The sequence below is a fragment of the Pseudomonas sp. Au-Pse12 genome, from assembly GCF_021341665.1.
Taxonomy (GTDB): Bacteria; Pseudomonadota; Gammaproteobacteria; order Pseudomonadales; family Pseudomonadaceae; genus Aquipseudomonas.
The window spans coordinates 68,433-89,442 of sequence record NZ_JAJTTH010000011.1; the positions used below are offsets into that span (position 1 = coordinate 68,433).

Annotated in this window: 26 protein-coding genes; 9 read left to right on the forward strand and 17 right to left on the reverse strand. The window is 63.3% G+C overall.

The features are described from left to right. Window positions 1-29: 29 nt before the first annotated feature. Window positions 30-548, forward strand: a complete 519-nt coding sequence (locus tag LXM55_RS26290; RefSeq protein ID WP_233323075.1) for an acyloxyacyl hydrolase — start codon at window positions 30-32, stop codon at window positions 546-548. Between the two features lie 8 nt (window positions 549-556). On the opposite strand, the gene LXM55_RS26295 is transcribed toward LXM55_RS26290, so the two are convergent. From LXM55_RS26295 to LXM55_RS26350, 12 genes are all read right to left on the reverse strand, one after another. Then, entirely contained in the window at window positions 557-862 is a 306-nt protein-coding gene (locus LXM55_RS26295) for a YkgJ family cysteine cluster protein (RefSeq protein ID WP_233323076.1), read from the reverse strand. Window positions 863-916: 54 nt separating this feature from the next. Further along, window positions 917-1,432, reverse strand: a complete 516-nt coding sequence (locus LXM55_RS26300; protein ID WP_233323077.1) for a DUF2878 domain-containing protein — start codon at window positions 1,430-1,432, stop codon at window positions 917-919. Continuing rightward, window positions 1,425-2,696 carry an SAM-dependent methyltransferase gene (locus LXM55_RS26305; protein ID WP_233323078.1) on the reverse strand — a complete coding sequence of 424 codons (1,272 nt, stop codon included), beginning with the start codon at window positions 2,694-2,696 and terminating at the stop codon, window positions 1,425-1,427. Before LXM55_RS26305 ends, LXM55_RS26300 begins: the two co-directional genes overlap by 8 nt. Beyond that, on the reverse strand, window positions 2,683-3,498 hold the full coding sequence (locus LXM55_RS26310; RefSeq protein ID WP_233323079.1) for a DUF1365 domain-containing protein: 816 nt from the start codon (window positions 3,496-3,498) through the stop codon (window positions 2,683-2,685). The genes LXM55_RS26305 and LXM55_RS26310 overlap by 14 nt, the downstream gene beginning before the upstream one ends. Beyond that, complete coding sequence (locus tag LXM55_RS26315; protein WP_233323080.1) at window positions 3,495-4,742, reverse strand: NAD(P)/FAD-dependent oxidoreductase; 1,248 nt, start codon at window positions 4,740-4,742, stop codon at window positions 3,495-3,497. Before LXM55_RS26315 ends, LXM55_RS26310 begins: the two co-directional genes overlap by 4 nt. Beyond that, window positions 4,739-5,509, reverse strand: a complete 771-nt coding sequence (locus tag LXM55_RS26320; protein ID WP_233323081.1) for an SDR family NAD(P)-dependent oxidoreductase — start codon at window positions 5,507-5,509, stop codon at window positions 4,739-4,741. The genes LXM55_RS26315 and LXM55_RS26320 overlap by 4 nt, the downstream gene beginning before the upstream one ends. Continuing rightward, window positions 5,506-5,931: a nuclear transport factor 2 family protein gene (locus tag LXM55_RS26325; RefSeq protein ID WP_233323082.1), complete on the reverse strand. Its 426-nt coding sequence runs from the start codon at window positions 5,929-5,931 to the stop codon at window positions 5,506-5,508. Before LXM55_RS26325 ends, LXM55_RS26320 begins: the two co-directional genes overlap by 4 nt. Beyond that, window positions 5,924-7,369 (reverse strand): deoxyribodipyrimidine photo-lyase, encoded by a 1,446-nt coding sequence (phrB, locus tag LXM55_RS26330; protein ID WP_233323083.1) that lies wholly within the window; start codon window positions 7,367-7,369, stop codon window positions 5,924-5,926. The genes LXM55_RS26325 and phrB overlap by 8 nt, the downstream gene beginning before the upstream one ends. Window positions 7,370-7,382: 13 nt before the next feature. Further along, window positions 7,383-8,318, reverse strand: coding sequence for a MerR family transcriptional regulator (locus LXM55_RS26335; RefSeq protein ID WP_233323084.1), 936 nt, complete (start codon window positions 8,316-8,318; stop codon window positions 7,383-7,385). Window positions 8,319-8,321: 3 nt separating this feature from the next. After that, window positions 8,322-9,272 carry a YbgA family protein gene (locus LXM55_RS26340; RefSeq protein WP_233323085.1) on the reverse strand — a complete coding sequence of 317 codons (951 nt, stop codon included), beginning with the start codon at window positions 9,270-9,272 and terminating at the stop codon, window positions 8,322-8,324. 120 nt (window positions 9,273-9,392) lie between these two features. Beyond that, window positions 9,393-9,608, reverse strand: a complete 216-nt coding sequence (locus tag LXM55_RS26345) for a TIGR02450 family Trp-rich protein (RefSeq protein WP_233323086.1) — start codon at window positions 9,606-9,608, stop codon at window positions 9,393-9,395. Beyond that, a complete protein-coding gene (locus tag LXM55_RS26350; RefSeq protein ID WP_233323087.1) occupies window positions 9,605-10,591 on the reverse strand; it encodes an NAD(P)/FAD-dependent oxidoreductase in 987 nt (328 codons plus the stop codon). Before LXM55_RS26350 ends, LXM55_RS26345 begins: the two co-directional genes overlap by 4 nt. A gap of 194 nt (window positions 10,592-10,785) precedes the next feature. On the opposite strand from LXM55_RS26350, the gene LXM55_RS26355 reads away from it, so the two are divergent. Beyond that, window positions 10,786-11,694: a TIGR01777 family oxidoreductase gene (locus LXM55_RS26355; protein WP_233323088.1), complete on the forward strand. Its 909-nt coding sequence runs from the start codon at window positions 10,786-10,788 to the stop codon at window positions 11,692-11,694. A gap of 8 nt (window positions 11,695-11,702) precedes the next feature. After that, a complete protein-coding gene (gene hemH / locus LXM55_RS26360) occupies window positions 11,703-12,728 on the forward strand; it encodes a ferrochelatase (protein ID WP_233323089.1) in 1,026 nt (341 codons plus the stop codon). A gap of 64 nt (window positions 12,729-12,792) precedes the next feature. Here hemH and LXM55_RS26365 read toward each other — a convergent pair whose 3' ends face one another. Next, entirely contained in the window at window positions 12,793-14,067 is a 1,275-nt protein-coding gene (locus LXM55_RS26365) for a uracil-xanthine permease family protein (RefSeq protein WP_016965962.1), read from the reverse strand. 2 nt (window positions 14,068-14,069) lie between these two features. Further along, entirely contained in the window at window positions 14,070-14,708 is a 639-nt protein-coding gene (upp, locus tag LXM55_RS26370) for a uracil phosphoribosyltransferase (RefSeq protein WP_011063386.1), read from the reverse strand. Between the two features lie 165 nt (window positions 14,709-14,873). Between upp and LXM55_RS26375 the strand changes: the two genes are divergently transcribed. The 4 genes from LXM55_RS26375 (at window position 14,874) to LXM55_RS26390 (ending at window position 16,846) form a co-directional block, all read left to right on the forward strand. After that, complete coding sequence (locus tag LXM55_RS26375; protein ID WP_011063385.1) at window positions 14,874-15,431, forward strand: hypoxanthine-guanine phosphoribosyltransferase; 558 nt, start codon at window positions 14,874-14,876, stop codon at window positions 15,429-15,431. Window positions 15,432-15,434: 3 nt separating this feature from the next. Further along, complete coding sequence (locus tag LXM55_RS26380; RefSeq protein WP_233323090.1) at window positions 15,435-15,908, forward strand: WbuC family cupin fold metalloprotein; 474 nt, start codon at window positions 15,435-15,437, stop codon at window positions 15,906-15,908. 101 nt (window positions 15,909-16,009) lie between these two features. Continuing rightward, window positions 16,010-16,495: a hypothetical protein gene (locus LXM55_RS26385; protein ID WP_233323091.1), complete on the forward strand. Its 486-nt coding sequence runs from the start codon at window positions 16,010-16,012 to the stop codon at window positions 16,493-16,495. Window positions 16,496-16,558: 63 nt separating this feature from the next. Continuing rightward, the gene (locus LXM55_RS26390; RefSeq protein ID WP_233323092.1) at window positions 16,559-16,846 is read left to right on the forward strand and encodes a PA4642 family protein; all 288 of its coding nucleotides are present in this window, start codon (window positions 16,559-16,561) and stop codon (window positions 16,844-16,846) included. Window positions 16,847-16,913: 67 nt separating this feature from the next. On the opposite strand, the gene mqo is transcribed toward LXM55_RS26390, so the two are convergent. Together mqo and LXM55_RS26400 are read right to left on the reverse strand one after the other, a co-directional pair. Next, window positions 16,914-18,425 (reverse strand): malate dehydrogenase (quinone), encoded by a 1,512-nt coding sequence (gene mqo / locus LXM55_RS26395; RefSeq protein WP_233323093.1) that lies wholly within the window; start codon window positions 18,423-18,425, stop codon window positions 16,914-16,916. 735 nt (window positions 18,426-19,160) lie between these two features. Beyond that, window positions 19,161-19,394 carry a hypothetical protein gene (locus LXM55_RS26400; RefSeq protein WP_233323094.1) on the reverse strand — a complete coding sequence of 78 codons (234 nt, stop codon included), beginning with the start codon at window positions 19,392-19,394 and terminating at the stop codon, window positions 19,161-19,163. 206 nt (window positions 19,395-19,600) lie between these two features. Between LXM55_RS26400 and LXM55_RS26405 the strand changes: the two genes are divergently transcribed. Next, window positions 19,601-20,185, forward strand: a complete 585-nt coding sequence (locus LXM55_RS26405) for a YajG family lipoprotein (RefSeq protein WP_233323095.1) — start codon at window positions 19,601-19,603, stop codon at window positions 20,183-20,185. Between the two features lie 85 nt (window positions 20,186-20,270). Here LXM55_RS26405 and LXM55_RS26410 read toward each other — a convergent pair whose 3' ends face one another. Beyond that, entirely contained in the window at window positions 20,271-20,477 is a 207-nt protein-coding gene (locus LXM55_RS26410) for a hypothetical protein (protein WP_233323096.1), read from the reverse strand. Between the two features lie 189 nt (window positions 20,478-20,666). Between LXM55_RS26410 and LXM55_RS26415 the strand changes: the two genes are divergently transcribed. Continuing rightward, window positions 20,667-20,954, forward strand: coding sequence for a hypothetical protein (locus tag LXM55_RS26415; RefSeq protein ID WP_233323097.1), 288 nt, complete (start codon window positions 20,667-20,669; stop codon window positions 20,952-20,954). Window positions 20,955-21,010 lie beyond the last annotated feature (56 nt).

Sequence of the window (21,010 nt, forward strand, 5' to 3'; positions counted from 1 at the left end):
TACGTAACCGTTGAAAAAGGACGTTCCTGATGAAGCGACTGTTGTGTTTGGCCGCGCTGGCGGCCGGGTTGTTGGGGCACAGTTTTTCCGCGCAGGCCGCCGGAGTCGAGTTCTCCGTGGGACAGACCAGCGATTCGACCCAGACCTACCGGTTGGGTATGCAATGGGAGTGGGACAAGAGCTGGCTGCGCAGCGATGTCGGTCGCCTGACCGGCTACTGGAGCGGCGCCTACACCTATTGGGATGGCGACAAGAAGTCGAGCAATCACAGCCTGTCGTTCTCGCCGGTGCTGGTCTATGAATTCGCCGGGGCCAGCGTCAAGCCCTACATCGAGGCGGGGATCGGGGTGGCAGCCTTTGCCCACACCGAGGTCGAGGACAACAAGCTGGGCTCATCCTTCCAATTCGAAGACCGTATTGGTTTCGGCCTGCGTTTCGCCGGTGGGCATGAAGTCGGGATCCGTGCCACGCATTACTCCAACGCAGGTATTCAAACCCCCAACGACGGTATCGAAAGCTACGCGCTGCATTACACGATGCCGCTCTGAGGCCGGTCTCAGCGATACGCCGTGGCGATTCCCCGGCGTTCGCTCAAGCAATCCGCCTCGCCCAGTTCGAATTCGCGACAGATCAACGGCCGCAACTCATAGATACTGCAGCGCATGCTGTCGCGGTCCAGGGCCGCGCACCAGCCGTCGTCCAGGCGGCGCATGACTTCTCCGCCCCAGTCGTCGGTGTCGATAAAACGCTCGGGCACCCCGGTGTCGGTGATCAGCATCACTTCCAGCTGGCAGCAGCAGGCGGCACAGGTCGAGCAACTGATGGCGGGTTCGGCAACGGGGGTAACGGGGATGGTGTTCATAGGCGCGCAGTGTAAGGCAGTGCGTCCTGGCTGTGTGAACGCCCTGACCGATGCTCAGTCCCCGCTGACCAGTGGTGGATCTTCCCGCGTTGGCCGCGCCAGCACGTGCAGCAGTGGCAGCAGCAGTGCCCAGAGCAGCCCCAGGCCGATCAGGGTCGGCCCCTCGCCGTAGGGGAAACTCACCCCCGCCAGGCGCCCCCCGGCGTAGTAGGACAGCGGCCCGCCCAGCGCCCCCAGCATGCTCGCCAGCCACCAGGGCCGGGCACTCCAGGCCAGGCAATGGCGCAAGGTTGTCGCCAGCAGGGCCCAGAGCAGCATCAGCCACAGGGGAATCAGCAGGCTGACTTGCTGGAACTGAAACACCCCGAGCCAATGCAGGAAACTGTCCAGGGTGACGCCGATCAGGGCAATGCCGACGATCATCGGGCCTTCGTCGGCCCAGCGGCCGATCCAGCGAAAATGCGCCAGCAGGACGCCGCCGCCCAACAGCAGCCAGAGGCTGTCGCCGCCGAGCACGCAGGTGAACCAGCCCAGCTGGAACAGCAGGGCATTGGCCAGTTGCCTACGCATCGAGGCGGCCCAGCAGCGGTTGTGGCGCCGCGGCAGGTTTGGCCAGGAGCAATTGCGCGGTACCGATGCTGCGCTCCAGGAAGCCGCCTTCGCAGTAGCACAGGTAGAACTCCCAGAGCCGAAGGAAATACTCGTCGTAGCCCAGTTCGCTGAGGCGACCATGGGCCCGGCGAAAATTCTCGTGCCACAGGCGCAGGGTGCGGGCGTAGTGCAGGCCGAAATCTTCCATGTGCAGCAGGTTCATGTCGGTGTCGCGGCTGACCACTTCGAGCATTTTCTGTACACAAGGCAGGGCGCCGCCCGGGAAGATGTAGCGCTGGATGAAGTCCACGCCGTTCTTCGCCTGTTCATAACGCTGGTCGCGAATGGTGATGGCCTGCAGCAGCATCAGGCCGTTGCTCTTGAGCAACCGCGCGCATTGCTTGAAGTAGGTGGGCAGGAAGCGGTGGCCCACAGCTTCGATCATCTCGATTGATACCAGTTTGTCGAACTGGCCGCGCAGATCGCGGTAGTCCTCCAGCAGCAGGGTGACTCGGTCCTGCAGGCCGGCGGCCTCGATCCGTTGCCGGGTGTAGGCGAACTGCTCCTTGGACAGGGTCGTGGTGGTGACCCGACAGCCATAGTGCTGCGCGGCATACAGGGCCATGCTGCCCCAGCCGGTGCCGATCTCCAGCAGGTGGTCCTCGGGTTTTAGCGCCAGCTTCTGGCAGATCCGTTGCAGCTTGTTCAGCTGGGCCTGCTCCAGGCTGTCCTCGGCGCTGCGAAACTGCGCGGCGGAATACATCATGGTGGGGTCGAGAAACTGCTCGAACAGCTCATTGCCGAGGTCGTAGTGGGCGGCGATGTTTTTCTGCGAGCCCTTGCGCGTATTGCGGTTGAGCCAGTGCAGGCCGCGCACCAGAGGCCGGCCGAGGCGCGCCAAGCCACCCTCCATGGCGTCCAGCACCTCCAGGTTGCTGACGAACACACGAATCACCGCCGTCAGGTCCGGGGTGCTCCAGTAGCCATGGATGAAGGCCTCGCCGGCGCCGATCGAGCCGCTGCTGGCCACCAGGCCCCAGGCGCTGCTGTCGTGGATGTGTATTTCTCCCTGCAGGCTAGCGCCGCTGCCGCCGAACACCCGGCGCTCGCCGTCGTCGTAGACCACCAGTTGGCCGTGCCGCAGTTGCGCCAGTTGCCGCAGCACGCCCCGACGCAGCAGGCTGGCGGTGAGGCTGTGGGTGCTGAAGGTTGGGGTTTTGGCCGAGACGCTAGAGGATTTCATGTGGGCGATCCTTGGGTTGTGCAGCGGCTGTGCGATAGGCGCCGGCGGCGGCCTGATGGGGGAAAAAGCGGATGCCCTTGGCGGCCAGGCGCAGGGCCTGCCAGTAGATCGCCAGGCAGGTCTTGGCGGTCATCCAGGGAAAGTGCCGCAGGTACTGGTGCAGGCTGCGGCGATCGAGGGCCTGGCGTTGCAGGTTGAGGGTGGCGTCGAACACCTTGAGCTCGCCCTGCCAGTCGGCCATGTGCACGCCCAGGCGCTCGGCCGGCGGGCTGAAGCTCATGCGGTATTCAAGGTCACGGGGCAAAAACGGCGATACGTGAAAGGCCTTGGCCACGGCGAAGTGCTGGTGTTCGGGAGTTGTGGCGGTGTCCGGGCGGGCCGGCAGCACGTAGTGATAGCGCTCGCGCCACGGGGTATTGGTGACTTCGCAGAGAATCGCCGCCAGTTGCCCGTCGGCCTCGAAGCAGTAGAAGAAGCTCACCGGATTGAACGCCAGCCCCCAACTGCGCACCTGGGTCAGCAGGCGTATTGCGCCGCTGGGTGCATGGCCGGTGGCCAGGGCCACTTGTTGGCGCACCGCGTCGATCAGGCGCATGCCCTGGCCGGTGAAGGCCGAGAGGTAATCGCTTTCACGAAAGGCGAATGGCGCATAGCGGCTTGACCCGGCCAGGGGCGACAGGCCCAGCACCGCGTCCTGCTCGTCCAGGTCCAGGTACAGCAGGCCGATCCGGTAGCGGAACGCGTGGGCCTTGGGGGCAAAGCGCCGATGGCTGATCCAGCCGCTGTACAGGGCGCTGTTCACAGTTGCTCTCCAAAGGCCTGGGCCACGCGCAACGCACTGACCACACCGTCCTCGTGAAAGCCGTTGGCCCAGTAGGCGCCGCAGTAGAAGCTGTGCTGGGCGCCTTGCAGTTCGCTCCAGCGGGCCTGGGCCGCCACCGCTTCGAGGCTGTATTGCGGATGGGCGTAAGTGAAGCGGGCAAGGATGTGCGTCGGGTCGATGGCGGCGGTCTGGTTGAGGCTGACGCAGAAGGTGGTGTCGCTCTTCAGGCCTTGCAGGATGTTCATGTCGTAGGTCACGGCGGCGGCTTTGTCGCCGCTGGCGTCCAGGCGGTAGTTCCAGCTGGCCCAGGCCAGGCGCCGACGGGGCAGCAGCCGGGTGTCGGTGTGCAGCACCACGTCGTTATCGGCGTAGGGCAGGGCCTGGAGAATCTCCCGTTCGGCCCGGCTGGGGCTGGCCAGCAGTTGCAGGGCCTGGTCGCTGTGACAGGCGAACACCACCTTGTCGAAGCGCTCGCTGCCGGCGGCGCTGTGGATCAGCACGCCGGAGTTGTCGCGCTCGACCCGCCGCACTGGGCAGTCGAGGCGGATGTGCTCGCGGAACGAGGCGGTCAGTGGCTCGATGTAGCGGCTTGAGCCGCCCTCGATCACGCACCACTGCGGGCGGTTGTTCACCGACAACAAGCCGTGGTTCTTGAAGAAGCGGACAAAGAACTGCAAGGGGAAACCGAGCATCTGCCCCCGTGACATCGACCAGATCGCCGAGCCCATGGGCACGATGTAGTGCTGGATGAAACGCTCGCCGTAGCCCTGGCTTTCCAGGTAGTCGCCCAGGGTGGTGTCGGCGGCGATCCGCTGTTGCTGCAGATCCAGCAGCGAGGTTTTGTTGAAGCGCAGAATGTCCCGCAGCATGCCCCAGAACCCGGGTGAGAGCAGGTTGCGCCGCTGGGCGAACAGGCTGTTGAGGGTGTTGCCGTTGTACTCCAGGCCTGAGGCCGGATCGCACACCGAGAAGCTCATCTCGGTGGGTTTGAACGTGACCCCGAGCTGGCCCAGCAGGCGGATGAAGTTGGGGTAGGTCCAGTCGTTGAAGACGATGAAACCAGTATCCACCGCCTGGGTCTCGCCGTTGTGGCTGACCTCCACGGTGTGGGTGTGCCCGCCAATCCAGCTGCCGGCCTCGAAGACCCGGATGTCATGACGGCGGTTGAGAACGTAGGCGCAGGTCAGGCCGGCGATGCCGCTACCGATGATGGCGATTTTCACGATGCATTCCCCGTGCGGGCCAGGCGTTTGGCGATGGCCAGTTGCAGGCGGCCGGGCAGCCAGGACAGCAGCTTGAGGCCGAAGATGAACGGGGCGGGGAAAGCGATCTCCAGATCCCGGTGTGACAGACGCTTGTGGATATGCCGGGCGGCCTTGGCGGCGGACCAGCTCATGGGCATGGCAAAGTCGTTGCGCGCGGTCAGCGGGGTATCGACGAACCCCGGGCTGACCACGGTGACGTCGATACCTTCGGCGGCCAGGTCGATGCGCAAGGATTGCAGCAGGTAGCGCAGGGCTGCCTTGGAGGCCCCGTAGGCACCGGCCCGGGGCAGCGGGAGGTAGGTCACGGAGCTGGCCACGCCCACCAGATAGGGGCGCTGGCCGGCGCGCAACAGGGGCAGCGCGGCTTCGATGCAGTAGCTGGCGGACAGCAGGTTGCTGCTCAGCACGCGCTGGATCAGCGCCGCCTCGAACGCCTGCACGTCGATGTATTCACAGGTCCCGGCATTGACAATCACCGTGTCCAGGGCGCCCCAGGCCTGGGCGATGCGCTTGCCGATCTCGCGCACCTGCAGGGCGTCGGTAAGGTCGCCGGGCACCACCAGCACTCGGCCCGGATAACGCTGGGCCAGGGCCTCCAGGGGCTCGCGTGAACGCGCACTGACGGCTACTTGGGCGCCGACCTTGAGCAGCTCTTCGGCGAGTGCCGCGCCGATGCCGCTGCTGGCACCGGTGAGCCAGATCCGCCGTGGCATTGCCGGGTTCATCCGAGCCTCCTTTTCAACCAGGCGATCACCGTGCCGAGTACCGGCAGGTGTTCATAGAGCAGCGCCCCCGCGTCGAAGTAATCGCGGTGGCGATAGACCTTGCCGTCGCGCCAGTGCAGGTGCGAGCAGCCGGCGACCCGGATCAACTGGCCACCGCGCAGGCGCGGGTGGCGGTAGCTCATGGTCCAGCGCAGGTAGCCCTGGCCTTCGCCGCAGGTGTCGATGCCGTGGAAGTCGAAGCGCAGCTCGCGGACATGGGCGTACAGCTCGGCGAAGTAGTGCCGCAGGCGCGGCAGCCCGTGGATATCGTGCAGCGGGTCGCTGAACTGGATGTCCTCGCTGTAGAGCTGGTCCAGGCGCTGCAGGTTGTGTTTGTCGAGGCGGGCGAAGTCCCGGGCGAAGCGATCGAGGAAGTCACTCATGGGTACCTCCCGCATCCAGACGCGAAGGCAGGGCCTTGAAGGCTGCCAGGGCTCGATCCCGGGACATCGACAGGTTGACCATGGGTGCCGGGTAGTCGGCAATCGCGAACAGGCCGCCCATGGCGCCAGGGTTGTGGATATCTTTTTTGTTCAAGCCCGCCAGCTGCGGCAGCCAGTGCTTGATGAAGCGCCCTTCGGCGTCGAAGCGTTCTGACTGGCTGACCGGGTTGAAGATGCGGAAGTACGGCGCGGCGTCGGTGCCGGTGGAGGAGCTCCACTGCCAGCCGCCATTGTTCGCCGCCAGGTCGCCGTCGATCAGGTGGCGCATGAAGAAACGCTCGCCTTCGCGCCAGTCGATCAGCAGGTTCTTGGTCAGGAACATCGCCACCACCATTCGCAGGCGGTTGTGCATCCAGCCGGTCTCCAGCAGCTGGTGCATGGCGGCGTCGATGATTGGCAGGCCGGTGCGGCCTTCTTGCCAGGCCGCCAGGTCTTCGGGGGCGTCGCGCCAGGCCACGGCTTCGGTTTCCGGGCGAAAGGCCCGGTGCCGGGAAACCCGCGGGTAACCCACCAGGATGTGTTTGTAGAACTCGCGCCACAGCAGTTCGTTGATCCAGGTGACGGCGCCGGGGTTGCCGCTCTCGAACTCTCCCTGGTTGCAGCGCAAGGCCGCGTGCAGGCACTGGCGGGGCGAGATCACTCCCGCGGCGAGGTAGGGCGAAAGCTGGCTGGTGCCGGGCTTGGCTGGGAAGTCGCGTTCGCTCTGGTAGTAGTGGATCTGCTCGTCGGTGAACTGTTCCAGGCGGCCCAGGGCTTCGTCTTCACCGGCCGGCCAGAGGTCGCGCATGGCCTGGCTGGGGCGCGCAAACCCGTCGATATGGCGTGGCACGGGATCGGCCTGGATCGACAGTGGCTGTTGCGCCTTGGGTGGGGTGACCAGGGCGGGGAGTGCACTGTGCAGGCGGCTGTAGCAGACCTTGCGGAACTGGCTGAAGACCTGGAAGTAGCCGCCGCTCTTGGTCAGTACGCTGCCAGGCTGGAACAGCAGTTGGTCGAGGTAACCCTGGACGCTGATATCGGCCTCTTCCAGGACGTGGGTCACCGCGGCATCGCGGCGGCTTTCGTGGATGCCGTACTCCTGGTTGAAGTGCAGCATGCGTACCTGCAGTTGCCGGCACAGTTCCAGCAGGACCTGGGGCGCCTGGTCCCAGGTGGCGGCGCTGCGGATCAGCAGCGGAATGTTCAGCTGGCCCAGGGCGCTGCCCAGGGACTGCAGGTTGCGCAGCCAGAAGTCGACCTTGCACGGCGCGTCGTCGTGGGCCAGCCACTGTTCCGGGCTCAGCAGGTACACCGCCACGGTCGGGCCACGCTGGGCGGCGGCGCAGAGGGCGGTGTTGTCATGTAGGCGCAGGTCGCTGCGCAGCCAGATCAATTGCATGCTGATTCCCGGTTCAGAAGAGTCCTCGCTCAAGCAGCGCCTGGCAGGCCGAGATCGGGTCTTGGGCCAGGTGCAGATCAGCGATTTCAGAGAGACATACGGACCACTCGGCGGGGTGGATGCACACCGCGGGTCCGGCGATGAATTTTTTGCAGGCGATGCCATTGAGCAACCGGGGCAACTGCGCAAGGTTGAGGGCCTTGCTGGCATACAGCAGCAGCCCCCGCGCCTGCAGCCGTTCGACCGCCAGTGCCAGTTCGGCGCCGGGCAGAGGCCAGTCGAAGACTTCCACCGGGCAGTCGGCGCTGCTGGCCAGCCAGGCGGTCAGCCACAGGGCGGGTTCCAGCGGCAGGTCCGACTGGTTGACCAGCAGCAGCGGGGCTTCTTGCAGTTGGCGGTTGTTGTGATAGATCCGCGCACCGAGCTTGCTGCGCAACCAGGAGTAGAAAAACACCTGTTCCATCTGGCTGCCGAACTGCCCTTGCCAGCGCTGCTCCAGTTCCGCCAGCAAAGGCATCAGCAGGTGCTCGCACAAGGTGCGGGGCGGGTACAGGGCCATGGCCTGGTTGAAGGTGTCGTCGACCTTGCGTTCGGCCAATTGGCTGATGGCCAGGCTCAGGGCCTGGCGCAGGCGCTGCCAGTCATTCTCGGCTGGTGGGCTGGCGCTCGGGGTGCTGTCCAGCAGGTGTTTGACCTGGCTGACCGCGACCCCGCGATTGAGCCAGGTGAGGATGGTCAGGATCTCTTGCACCTGTTCCTGGGAGTACAGGCGATGGCCCTTGGGGGTTCGCAGCGGCACGATCAGACCGTAGCGGCGTTCCCAGGCCCGCAGGGTCACGGCGTTGACCCCGGTCTGGCGCGCCACTTCACGAATCGGCAGCCAGCCTTCGTCCAGGGCGCGCCGGTAGTGGGTGCTGTTGTCTTCGGCCTCTTGGGCGAGTGGTTTCATGGCCTAGATCGCGTTGCGCAGGCTGAGGTTTTCCGGGTGCGGCTGCAGGTACAGCTGTTGGGCGATGTAGGGATCGGGGTGTTGGCGGAAGTGGTGCTTGAGCAGGGTCAGGGGCACCACCAGCGGCACGATGCCGTGGCGATACTGGCCGATCACGTGCAGCACTTCCTGTTTGTCCTCGCGGCTGATGGCTTGCTTGAGGTAGCCGCTCAGGTGCTGCAGCACGTTGCTGTGGGTGCCGCGGGTGGCGCATTGGCTGAGTGCGGCCATCAACTCGCTGAAGTAGCGTGGGCCGATCAGGTTCGGATCGCCCTTGCCCATGCTGCCCAGCAGATTGCCCAGGGTCTTGTATTGCACCGGGTGGTGGGCCATCAGCAGGTATTTGCAGCGCGAGTGGAAGTCGGTGAGGGCCCGGCGGGTCAGGCCCTGCTTGAGCAGTGCCTGCCAGTCGCGATAGACGTAGACCCGGGTCAGGAAGTTTTCCCGCAGCACCGGGTCGTTCAGGCGTCCGGCTTCTTCCACCGGCAGGTCGGGGTGTTTCTGGCAAAACGCTTGGGCGTAGAGGCCGCGTCCGCCGTTGCGGTGGGGAATGCCGTTGGCCTGGTACACCTTGACCCGCTCCAGCCCGCAGGATGGCGAGTTCTGCATGAAGATGTAGCCGCAGAGGTCGCCCACTTGGGCCGCCATGCGCTCGCCATATTCCACCAGGGGCTGGGTCACATCCAGGGCGGCATCCACCGTGCCTACGGCCCGAGGTTGCTCGGGGTCGCCCACCAGCCGGATCGGCTCGCGGGGGGTGCCCATGCCAATGGCGACTTCCGGGCACAGGGGCACGAAATCGAAGTGTTCAGTGAGTACTCGGCTGCACAGGCGGGATTCTTTGTGCCCGCCGTTGTAGCGGACTTCTACGCCCATCAGGCAGGCGCTGATGGCAATTTTCGGCTTGGCGGACATGGGGCAACCTCCGGGACTTACCTGTACAAAAAACTAATACTGTACAACTTTCATTCATCATAGAATTAAAGTTGTACAAGTCAATTTTTTTGTACAGGTATGGCCTCGCAGGTGGGCGGGTCACTGCCAGCCCATGCGCCACTCGCTGTCGTTTTGCAGGGTTTGCCAGCCCAGGCGCTGGCTGCGTCGAGTGAGTACAGCCTGAAGTTCGATTTCCAGTACCGTGCCTTCCTCATCGCGGAAAAGCTCGGTGACCAGGAAGTGTTTCTCACGTTGTTGCGGTTGGGCTGCTGTCCACTTCGACAGCAGCAGTTTGCGCGGATTGAGGCGATTCACTGCAGGTTCTCGTGGAGCCGGCGGGCGGCCTCCTGGCCACTTAGCCAAGCGCCTTCAACGCGGCCGGACAGGCACCAGTCACCACATACGTACAGGCCCAGGTCGGCGTCGGCCAGGGCGCCCCATTCATGGCTGGTGGCCGGGCGGGCGTAGAGCCAGCGATGCGCCAGGCTGAAGGTTGGGGCGGGCATGACGCTGTGCAGCAGCTCGGCGAAGGCCCCGTGCAGTTGCTCGGTCACGGCTTCTTTCGAGAGGTCGATATGCTGTCGGCTCCAGGCGCTGGTGGCATGCAGGATCCAGGTGTCGAGGTGGCTGTCGCGTCCGGGCTTGCTGCGGTTGCGGGCCAACCAATCCAGCGGGCTGTCCTGCACGAAGCAGCCTTCCATCGGCGTTTCCAGGGGGGTGTCGAACGCCAGGGCGACGGCCCAGGTCGGGTCCATTTTCACCCCGGCGGCGACTCCCGCGAGCTTCGGCGCGGCGGCCAGCAAAGCGGTGGCTTGCGGTGCCGGGGTGGCAATCACCACATGGCTGAAGGGGCCGTGGGTAAAGCCTTCGGCATCTTGCAGATGCCAGTGCTGCTCGCCACGAAAGACTTCGGTGATACGGCAGGCGAAGTGTGCTTCGAGGTTGCCGATCAGGGCGCGGGTGATGGCGCTCATGCGTGGGGTGCCGACCCAGCGGGTCTGCTCGTCCGGCGAGGGGCTGAGTTGCCCGCCGTGGGAGTTGTAGAGTTGTGGGGTCCATTCGGCGACCCAGCCCTTGGCTTGCCAGCGCTGGACTTCGGTGACGAAACGACGATCGCGGGCGGTAAAATACTGGGCCCCCAGGTCCAGGCTGCCAGCATCGCTGCGTTTGCTCGACATGCGCCCGCCGCTGCCGCGGCTTTTGTCGAAGAGGTGGACGATATGCCCGGCATCTCGTAACGCCTGGGCGGCGGAGAGTCCGGCAATGCCGGCACCAATGATTGCGATGGGTACTGTCATAGGGGCCTCGTTTACCTTTCTGTACAGATTACGCCGCTGCCAAAACCTGTACAATATTGTTTTTTGGTATAGCTTTCGGCGTCATCGGTTGTTCAGGTTGTCTATCGTTAAAACACAGCCTGTCCGATTGAAAAGATCCCTGCTTATAAAAATAGACTAGTGATTCGGGTAAAACGCCACGCGAGGAAGATGTCATGCATATATTGCTGACCGGCGGTACTGGTTTGATCGGGCGTGCGCTGTGTCGTTACTGGCAGGCCCAAGGTCATCAGTTGAGTGTATGGACTCGTCAGCCCGATAAAGTGGCCACTTTGTGCGGCCCTCAGGTGCGGGCTGTCAAAGCGTTGCAAGAGCTGGACCAGACCCCGGTGGATGCGGTGATCAATCTGGCCGGAGCGCCGATTGCCGATCGGCCCTGGAGCCACAAGCGCAAGGCACTGCTGTGGAGCAGCCGCATTGCCCTGACCGAAACCCTGCTGGCCTGGCTGGAAAGCCGCGAGCACAAGCCCAGCGTGCTGGTCTCGGGGTCGGCGGTGGGCTGGTACGGCGACGGCGGCGAGCGGGAACTGAGCGAAGATTCGCCGCCGGTCAACGAGGACTTTGCCAGCCAGCTGTGCATTGCCTGGGAAGAAACGGCCCAGCGTGCCGAAGCCATGGGCGTGCGGGTGGTGCTGGTGCGCACCGGTTTGGTGCTGTCGCCCGAGGGCGGCTTTTTGTCGCGCCTGCTGCTGCCCTTCAAGCTCGGGTTGGGCGGGCCGATCGGCAATGGTCGGCAGTGGATGCCGTGGATTCATATCGATGACCAAATCGCCCTGATTGATTTTCTTGTGCATCAGCCTGGGGCGCAGGGTCCTTATAATGCCTGCGCGCCAAAACCGGTGCGCAACCGCGAGTTCGCCAAGAGCCTGGGGCGGGTGTTGCACCGGCCGGCGCTGATTCCGCTGCCGGCGTTTTTCCTGCGCCTGGCCTTGGGTGAGTTGTCGTTGCTGCTGCTGGGAGGCCAGCGTGCCGTTCCTGCGCGTTTGCTCGAAGCAGGGTTCACTTTCCAGTTCACTGATTTGTCTGCGGCCCTGGACCACTGTGTCCGGCCGCCTTTGAAATAGGACGTTGCATGACCGATCACGCGTTGCTCCTGGTCAACCTCGGTTCGCCGGCTTCCACCTCGGTGGCGGACGTGCGCAGCTACCTCAACCAATTTCTCATGGACCCCTACGTGATCGACCTGCCCTGGCCGGTGCGGCGGTTATTGGTGTCGCTGATCCTGATCAAGCGCCCGGAGCAGTCGGCCCACGCCTATGCCTCGATCTGGTGGGAGGAAGGCTCGCCGCTGGTGGTGCTCAGCCGGCGCTTGCAGCAGGTGATGAGCGAGCAGTGGAAGCAGGGCCCGGTAGAACTGGCGATGCGTTACGGCGAGCCTTCAATCGAGTCGGCGCTGCTCAAGCTGGTGGCCCAGGGACAGAAGAAAGTTACCCTGGCGCCACTCTATCCACAGTTCGCCGACAGCACCGTGACCACCGTGATCGAAGAGGCCCGGCGCGTGGTGCGCGAGCGCAAGCTGGATGTGCAATTCAGCGTGCTGCAGCCGTTCTACGATCAGCCGGAGTACATCCAGGCCCTGGCGGCCAGTGCCAAGCCCTACCTGGCCCAGGAGCATGATCACCTGCTGCTGAGCTTCCACGGTCTGCCGGAGCGGCACCTGACCAAGCTTGACCCCAGCGGCCAGCATTGCTTCAAGGATGCCGACTGTTGCCGCAACGCGTCTCCTGCGGTGTTGGCCACCTGTTACCGCGCCCAGTGCATGCGCACCGCATCGGCTTTGGCCGAGCACCTGGGGCTGGCGGATGGCGCGTGGTCGGTGTCGTTCCAGTCGCGTCTGGGGCGGGCCAAGTGGATCGAGCCCTACACCGAGGCGCGGCTTGATGAACTGGCCAGGCAGGGCGTGAAGAAAGTCATGGTGATGTGCCCGGCGTTTGTCGCCGATTGCATCGAGACCCTAGAGGAGATCGGTGATCGCGGGCGCGAGCAGTTCCGTGAGGCGGGAGGGGAGGATCTGGTGTTGATCCCATGCCTGAATGACGACCCGCAGTGGGCCCAGGCTTTGAACACCTTGTGCGTCAGGGCGCCGTTGGCGTTGTAAACAGCTTCGCCGGCCAGCCGGCTCCTACGTTGTGGTAGGAGCCGGCTGGCCGGCGAACGCGTCTTCAGATCAAAGGCTCGTCGGCCTTCTTGTTCTTCCAGCCGTCATTACCCGGCAGCACCAGGTTCAGCACGATGGCGACGATGGCGCACAGGGCGATGCCCTTGAGGCCGAAGTCATCCGGGCCGGTGCCGGTTCCCACCAGCACGCCGCCAATCCCGAACACCAGGGTCACCGAGACGATCACCAGGTTGCGGGCTTCGCCCAGGTCGATCTTGTGGCGGATCAGGGTGTTCATCCCCACCGCGGCAATCGAACCGAACAGCAGGCAGAGAATCCCGCCCATCACGGGGACCGGAATGCTTTGCAGCAGCGCGCCGAACTTGCCGATAAAGGCCAGGGTGATGGCGAAGACCGCCGCCCAGGTCATGATTTTCGGGTTGTAGTTCTTGGTCAGCATCACCGCGCCTGTGACTTCGGCGTAGGTGGTGTTGGGCGGGCCGCCGAACAGGCCGGCTGCGGTGGTGGCGATGCCATCACCGAACAGGGTGCGGTGCAGGCCGGGCTTCTTCAGGTAGTCGCGACCGGTCACGCTGCCGACGGCGATCACTCCGCCGATGTGCTCGATGGCCGGCGCCAGGGCGACCGGGACAATGAACAGGATCGCCTGCCAGTTGAACTCCGGTGCGGTGAAGTGCGGCAGCGCCAGCCAGGGGGCGGCGGCGATCTTCGCGGTGTCCACCACGCCGAAGTAGAAGGACAGGGCAAAGCCCACCAGCACCCCGGAGATGATCGGCACCAGGCGGAAGATGCCCTTGCCGAACACCGCCACGATCAGCGTGGTGAGCAGCGCCGGCATCGAGATCATCATGGCCGTCTGGTAATGGATCAGCTCGCTGCCGTCACCGGCCTTGCCCATGGCCATGTTGGCGGCGATGGGGGCCATGGCCAGGCCGATGGAGATGATCACCGGGCCAATGACCACCGGTGGCAGCAGACGGTCGATGAAACCGGTGCCCTTGATCTTCACCGCCAGGCCGAGAAAGGTGTAGACGAAGCCTGCCGCCATGACCCCGCCCATGGTCGCGGCAAGGCCGAACTGGCCCTTGGCGAGAATGATCGGGGTGATGAAGGCAAAGCTCGAGGCCAGGAATACCGGCACCTGGCGCCCGGTCACTACCTGGAACAACAGAGTCCCGAGACCCGCCGTGAACAGCGCCACGTTCGGGTCGAGACCGGTGATCAGCGGCATCAACACCAGGGCACCGAAGGCCACGAAGAGCATCTGCGCGCCAGACAGCACCTGGCGCCAGAGCGGATCGTTGAACTCGTCCTGCATGATCAGGAGTCCTTCTGCTTGGTGCCGAAGATCTTGTCACCGGCATCACCCAGGCCTGGAATGATGTAGCCATGTTCGTTGAGCTTCTGATCGATGGAAGCGGTGTAGATGGTCACGTCCGGATGCGCCTGCTCGACGGCGGCGATGCCTTCCGGGGCGGCCACCAGGACCATGGCGCGGATATCCCGGCAGCCGGCTTTTTTCAGCAGGTCGATGGTAGCGACCATGGAGCTGCCGGTGGCCAGCATCGGGTCGATGATCATCGCCAGGCGCTCGTCGATTTCCGGGACCAGTTTTTCCAGGTAGGTGTGGGCCTGCAGGGTTTCCTCGTTGCGGGCCACGCCCACGGCGCTGACCTTGGCGCCCGGGATCAGGCTCAGCACGCCTTCGAGCATGCCGATACCGGCGCGCAGGATCGGCACCACGGTAATTTTCTTGCCGGCGATCTTCTCGACCTGGACAGGGCCGCACCAGCCTGGAATCTCGTAGCTTTCCAGGGGCAGGTCTTTGGTGGCTTCGTATGTCAGCAGGGCACCGACTTCCTGAGCGAGCTCGCGAAAGTTCTTCGTGCTAATGTCTGCGCGGCGCATAAGGCCAAGTTTGTGTCGGATCAGCGGATGGCGGATCTCACGGATGGGCATAGGGAAAGGCTCCGGCGGCGGGCAAAAAAAACGGCCTAGATTAATCTATCCGGGGTAGTTGTCCTATAGACATAAAGTACGTTAGTCCAGAAACGCTTGATCTGATCGGGCCGGATGCGTACCTTTGCCCGCTTTTCCGAAACTGCCACCCCCTTGGAGAGCGCCATGTCCGCTGATCTCGAGCATATCCGTCAAATCATGCGCGAGGCTGACTGCCTGTACACCGAAGCTGAAGTCGAGGCGGCCATCGCCCGGGTCGGTGCACAAATCACTGAAGAACTGGCTGAGCGCAATCCGGTGGTGTTCTGCGTCATGAACGGTGGCCTGATCTTCGCGGGCAAGCTGCTGACCCACCTGCGGTTTCCCCTGGAAGCGTCGTACCTGCACGCCACCCGTTACCGCAATGAAACCAGCGGTGGCGAACTGTTCTGGAAATCCAAGCCGGAAGTCTCCTTTATTGACCGCGACGTGCTGATCATCGACGACATCCTCGATGAAGGTCACACCCTGGGCGCGATCATCGACTTCTGCAAACACGCCGGTGCCCGCGCCGTGCATACCGCCGTACTGATCGACAAGGATCACGACCGCAAGGCCCGCCCGGACCTCAAGGCCGACTACATGGGCCTGCCGTGCGTGGATCGCTACGTCTTCGGCTACGGCATGGACTACAAGGGCTACTGGCGTAACGCTGCCGGCATTTATGCCGTGAAGGGCATGTAAGCGATGACCGGGCCGAGCTTTCTCGATCAAGCGTTGTTCAGCGACCTGGCTGAGAAAGCCGCCGCCAACCCCCGTGGTCGTCAGCATCACAACTTCCATGCCATGGAAGAGCCTTGCCACCGTATGGCGGTGGGTTTGCAGCCTTCGACCTATATTGCGCCGCATCGGCACCTGAGCGCCGACAAGGCCGAGACCCTGCTGGTGCTCAAGGGGCGGCTGGGCGTGCTGATTTTCGATGAGGCGGGCCAGGTCCAGAGCCAGCGAGTGTTGCAGGCCGGTGGCGACTGCGTCGGCGTGGACTTGCCGGCCGGGGTGTTCCACGGCTTGGTCGTGCTGGAGCCCGACAGCCTGATGTTCGAATGCAAGGCGGGGCCTTATCGCCCGGTGAGCGAAGGCGAACAGGCCTATTGGGCGCCGCGCGAAGGCGAACCCGGCGTGGCCGAGTACCAGGCCTGGATGCGCGCTCACTTCGACTGAAAAGACCCCCTGCGCCTTGCACTGCTGCCGGTCGCGCTAGCGGTGGAAGATTTGCGGCAAAAACCCGTGCTAGAGTGCTCAGCCCCTGATTGGAGCCTGTCATGAGCCTGTTGATTCGCACTAGCGCGGCCCTTCTCCTGAGCGTGAGCCTGCCCCTGGCAGCCGCCCCGGCGCCCTTGCACGGGCAGTTCCTGCCGCCAGACGACCTGAGCCTGCGCGATAGCGTTCCTGAACAGCAGCAGCTGTTGCAGGTCACCGAGTATTCGGTGGTGATCGGCAGTCAGCGCCAATCCAACCAGCAGCCCATTCCGGTGACGTCGCCGGTGTGGGTGCGCCTCAAGGGCAAGCCGCTGAACAAGGGCGCGACCATCAGCCAGGTGCTGGTGAGTTTCGATGGCGAAAGCAAAAGCCTGAAAAAGCCGCAGTACGACGCCAAGAGCCGGACCCTGACCCTGTACTACCCGCTGGCCCAGTACCGTGCAGTGATGGACCTGCTGCGCAACGACGCGGTGTATTGCCAGTTCCTCAGTTACGCCAATGGGCATATCTGGGCCGACTTGCACACCGGTAGTGTGCGTCCGCGTTGAGGCAGGGCGCGGGCTGAGGGTAAACTGCCTGCCCCGTGAAATGTCTGCGAGCTGGAGTCGGCAATGCGTAAAGATAAGAAACAAGTGATTGGTGACGAGATCAGCGACGAGCAGATCAAGTTGTTCCTCGATTTCGAACCGGTCGACGCGACTTCGCCGTCCCTGCATAAACTGATCAAGGCCTACCGTGGCCTGCGCATCGATGATTTCGAGCGTTTCCTGGGCTTTTTCGTCGCGGCCGGCCTGGATCTGGACGGCAAGGATGAGCACGGCCAGACCTTTGTCGACCTGATCAAGGATCAACGCAATGCCGCCGACTACATCGAACTGATGAACAACGCCCGCGGCTGAACTGCGTAAAACGCATAAAAAAACGCCCCGTCCTTTGCAGGCCGGGGCGTTTTTCATGGGCGTCAGATCAGGCGCAGCTTTCGGTTTCCTTGCTTGGCTCGACCAGCTCCAGGCTCAGGTTGTTTTGGCTGTTGATCTGGTGGTACAGCGCCGCGTCGGTTTCCAGGACCTTTTCCCGCGCCGGGAAGATTTCCTTGAGCTTGGCAGCCCATTCACCGCTGGCCTGGGCCGGGAAGCAGCGCTCGATCAGTTCCAGCATGATCGAAACGGTGACCGAAGCACCTGGCGAGGCGCCGAGCAGGGCGGCCAGAGAACCGTCCTTGGCCGCCACCAGTTCGGTACCGAACTGCAGGACGCCGCCTTTTTTCGGGTCCTTCTTGATGATCTGCACCCGTTGGCCGGCCACTTCCAGGCGCCAGTCCTCGGCCTTGGCCTCGGGGTAGAAGCGGCGCAGGGATTCCAGGCGCTGCTCCATGGACTGCATGACTTCGCTGACCAGGTACTTGGTCAGGTCCATGTTGTCCCGGGCCACGGCGAGCATCGGGCCGATATTGCCGGCACGCACCGACATGGGCAGGTCGAGGAACGAGCCGTGCTTGAGGAACTTGGTGGTGAAACCGGCATAAGGCCCGAACAGCAGGGATTTCTTGCCCTCGACCACGCGGGTGTCCAGGTGTGGCACGGACATCGGTGGCGAGCCTACGGCAGCCTGGCTGTAGACCTTGGCCTGGTGCTGCTTGACCACTTCCGGGTTGTCGCAACGCAGCCACTGGCCGCTGACCGGGAAGCCGCCGAAGCCCTTGCTTTCCTCAATGCCCGAGGCTTGCAGCAGCGGCAGGGCCGCGCCACCGGCGCCGAGGAACACGAACTTGGCATCGACTTCACGGGTGTTGCCGCTGTTGACGTCCTTGATGCTGACGGTCCAGCCATTGGCCTTGTTGCGTTTCAGACCGGTCACGCGCTTGCAGTACTTGACCTGGGCATCGGGGGCGCTGGTCAGGTGCTTGAGCAACTGGTTGGTCAGGGCGCCGAAGTTGACGTCGGTGCCGTTGAGCACGCGGGTGGCGGCGATGGTTTCATCCGCCGGGCGGCCCGGCATCATCAGCGGCATCCACTCGGCCATCTTGGCCTTGTCTTCGGTGTATTCCATGTCCGCGAAGGCATGGTGCTGGCTCAGCACTTCAAAGCGTTTCTTGAGGAAGGAAACGCCTTTGTCGCCTTGCACGAAGCTCAGGTGCGGCACCGGGCTGATGAAGGACTTGGACGAGCCGAAGGTGCCTTTCTTGGTCAGGTAGGACCAGAACTGCTTCGACACCTCGAACTGGGTGTTGATGTGTACGGCTTTCTTGATGTCGATGCTGCCATCGGCGGCCTGTGGCGTGTAGTTCAGCTCACAGAGGCCGGCATGGCCGGTACCGGCGTTGTTCCACGGGTTGGAACTTTCCGCGGCACCTGAATCCATCAGCTCGACGACTTCCAGCTTGATTGCGGGGTCGAGCTCTTTGAGCAGTACAGCAAGGGTGGCACTCATGATGCCGGCCCCGACCAATACGACGTCTACTGCTTCGTTATGCGCCATTAACGCGTCTCCAAAATCTGCAGCACCAAATTGACGGCATGGCTGCCAGGAGTGACGGGGCGGTTCACGTAATGCCCCAGGTTACCCATGGCCAGGATCGCCATGTCCGAATCTTCGCAATTTTTTGCAACTACCACGGACGCTGCCAACCGGGCCTCAAGGTGCGTATGAACGCATCTCGGGGAGCCTCGGGCAATTCGACTTATGGTCGATACATCCGCTCGTGCAACCAAATCCGTCAGCGGACAGGCTTCAAGCACCAGTTCTTGAGGAGTGCTCGGTCCTGTGTAATCGGGCTGTTGTAGAGGCTAATGGTGCCAGTTCAGACGCAAAACTATTCATTTGCTCGCCACACTCTTGTGAAGTTGTGAAAACCCGTTTTTTCACGCTCTTTTGAAGACGTGAACCTCAAAAAAGGGCTGCCTCAGCCTGGCACCTGGCCCGAGCGGTGATGCCGGCACAAGGGTGCAGGCACAACGGGCGAACAGCTTTAAGTGGCCGAGCAACGGCAGCTCTGCAGTTTCGCGAAAAGTGGAGGTTTGCAAGGTGAACAGCAAGCACGCCAGCTTCACTCGAACTGTGTGGGCGGCTCTCTGTGGGCGGTGCGGGGTGCCAAAGCAGTGGCATTGGCGTACTGCGAGGCCCGATCAGGAGACGTCCTTATAATCGGGGGGAGATTGTAACGAAGAAATGCGCAGAAATGATCCTGTTTCGCGACTTTTATTAGGCTTTTGGTCAGGTGGCCAGTATCGGTTGCACCGTGGAGCGGGCGCAGTGTGGGCTGAGCCGGGCGTTGGCGGGCAGCGCCTGGTGCAACCAGTTGAGGCGAATCTCCTGGATTTCCACCCAGCCATCGCCGACCGGGGCCAGCAGGCAGTGCTTGAAGGCCTGGCAACGCCCCTGGCTGTCGAGCAGGGCGAAGCTGCGAAATTGTTGGCGGGGTGCGAACAGGGAGCGAAGGAAGTTCATGACCAGGCACCTGAATGTGTCATTGACGATAAGAATGTCCTTGAACCGTTACATCATGATGTATTGCGAGTTAAAGGCAGGTTACAGGAACCCACTTGTACGGGACCTGTCTGAGTCTTGACTAAGTCATGCCTGGCGCTGGTTTGGCGTCCTTGTGCACCGCTATACTGCGGGCCTGTTTGTGCCTGATTCCTGGAGAAATGAGCATGTTGCAACGCCTGTTGTTCGGTTTGATCACTGTGACCAGCCTGTCGCTGGTGGGTTGTGCCCACAGCCCGCAACAACTCAGCCCGGAGCCCAAGCTCACGACTCAGCTGGCGCCTGTCGGCCACGGCCAGCCGGTGGTGGTGAAAGTGGTAGACGGACGTCCTTCGCCGACCCTGGGCACCCGCGGTGGCCTGTATCCGGAAACCAGCGCCATCACCGTGCAGAGCGCGCAGATCCTGCCCAAGCTGCAGGCCCAGGCTGAAGCTGCGGTCCGTCTGCTGGGCTTCACCCCGACGGCCGGTGGCGCTAACGTTCCGCAACTGACCGTGACCCTGGCCGAGCTCAAGTACCAGTCGCCTAAAGAAGGCCTGTACGTGACCGAAGCCACCATCGGCGCTACTTTCCGCTCCGACGTGCAGAACGCCAACCGCCGTTACAGCGGTCGTTATGGCGCCTCCCTGGATCAGCGTTTCGGCATGGCGCCGAACCAGGACACCAACACCAAGCTGGTGGGTGATGTACTGAGCGATGCCTTGACCCGCCTGTTCAAGGATCCGACCGTGGGCCAGATCCTCGGAGAGTAATCCATTGCGCCAGGCCCGTGCCCTGGCCGCGTAACGAAAAAGCCCGGCTGCCCATCAGGCAGCCGGGCTTTTTGCTGGGCGCCGTTCAGGCCGCTTCGATGTAGAAATCCAGGATGCTGACGCCGGTCAGCAGGTCGGTTTCCGGCAGGTCCGCGTGGGGGTGACCGCCCAGGGCGCAGTACACCAGCCAATGCCGGTCCTGAACGTTGAAGGCCAGGGCACCGACCAGCGCCTGCTGTTCTTCGCTGGGGGCAATCAGATAGAGGCGATCCTGGTTTTCGGCGTGCAGCATGACAAGCTCCGTGGGTTTCGAGGGGCGACAGACTGGCTTGTTTAGATGACGAAAAGATGACGCGTTAAATTAATCGGCCCCGGCCTCGTTACTGGTCGGAAAGGCCCCCGCGATTCGACGGGGATTGAGTAGAATTCGCGCCGCGGGTGCTCTCGACGGCCCGAATACGGCTCTTCTTCGAGGTTCATGATGTCGCTGCAACTGATCTGGTCGATGTTCAACGCTCATCCCGCCAAACTGATCAATCTGCTCGCCCTGCTGTTCGCCTGCCCGGGCAGCTGGTTGCTGCACGCCACCCGCCGCCGCGAGTTGCGGGCCCTGGCCAACCTGGCCGTGCAGAGTGAAGGCCGGGCCGTGGATCAGCCCCTGCTGATGCTGGACTCCGCGACCTTGCGCATCAATCGGTTTTTCTACCGCTTCGGCTTTGCCTGCTTGGGGCTGGCGTTGCTGGTGTCCTGGATCAGTACCCGGTTCTGATCAGCCTTCAGGCGACAGATACGACAACGGCGCCCGCGGGCGCCGTTGTACTTTGC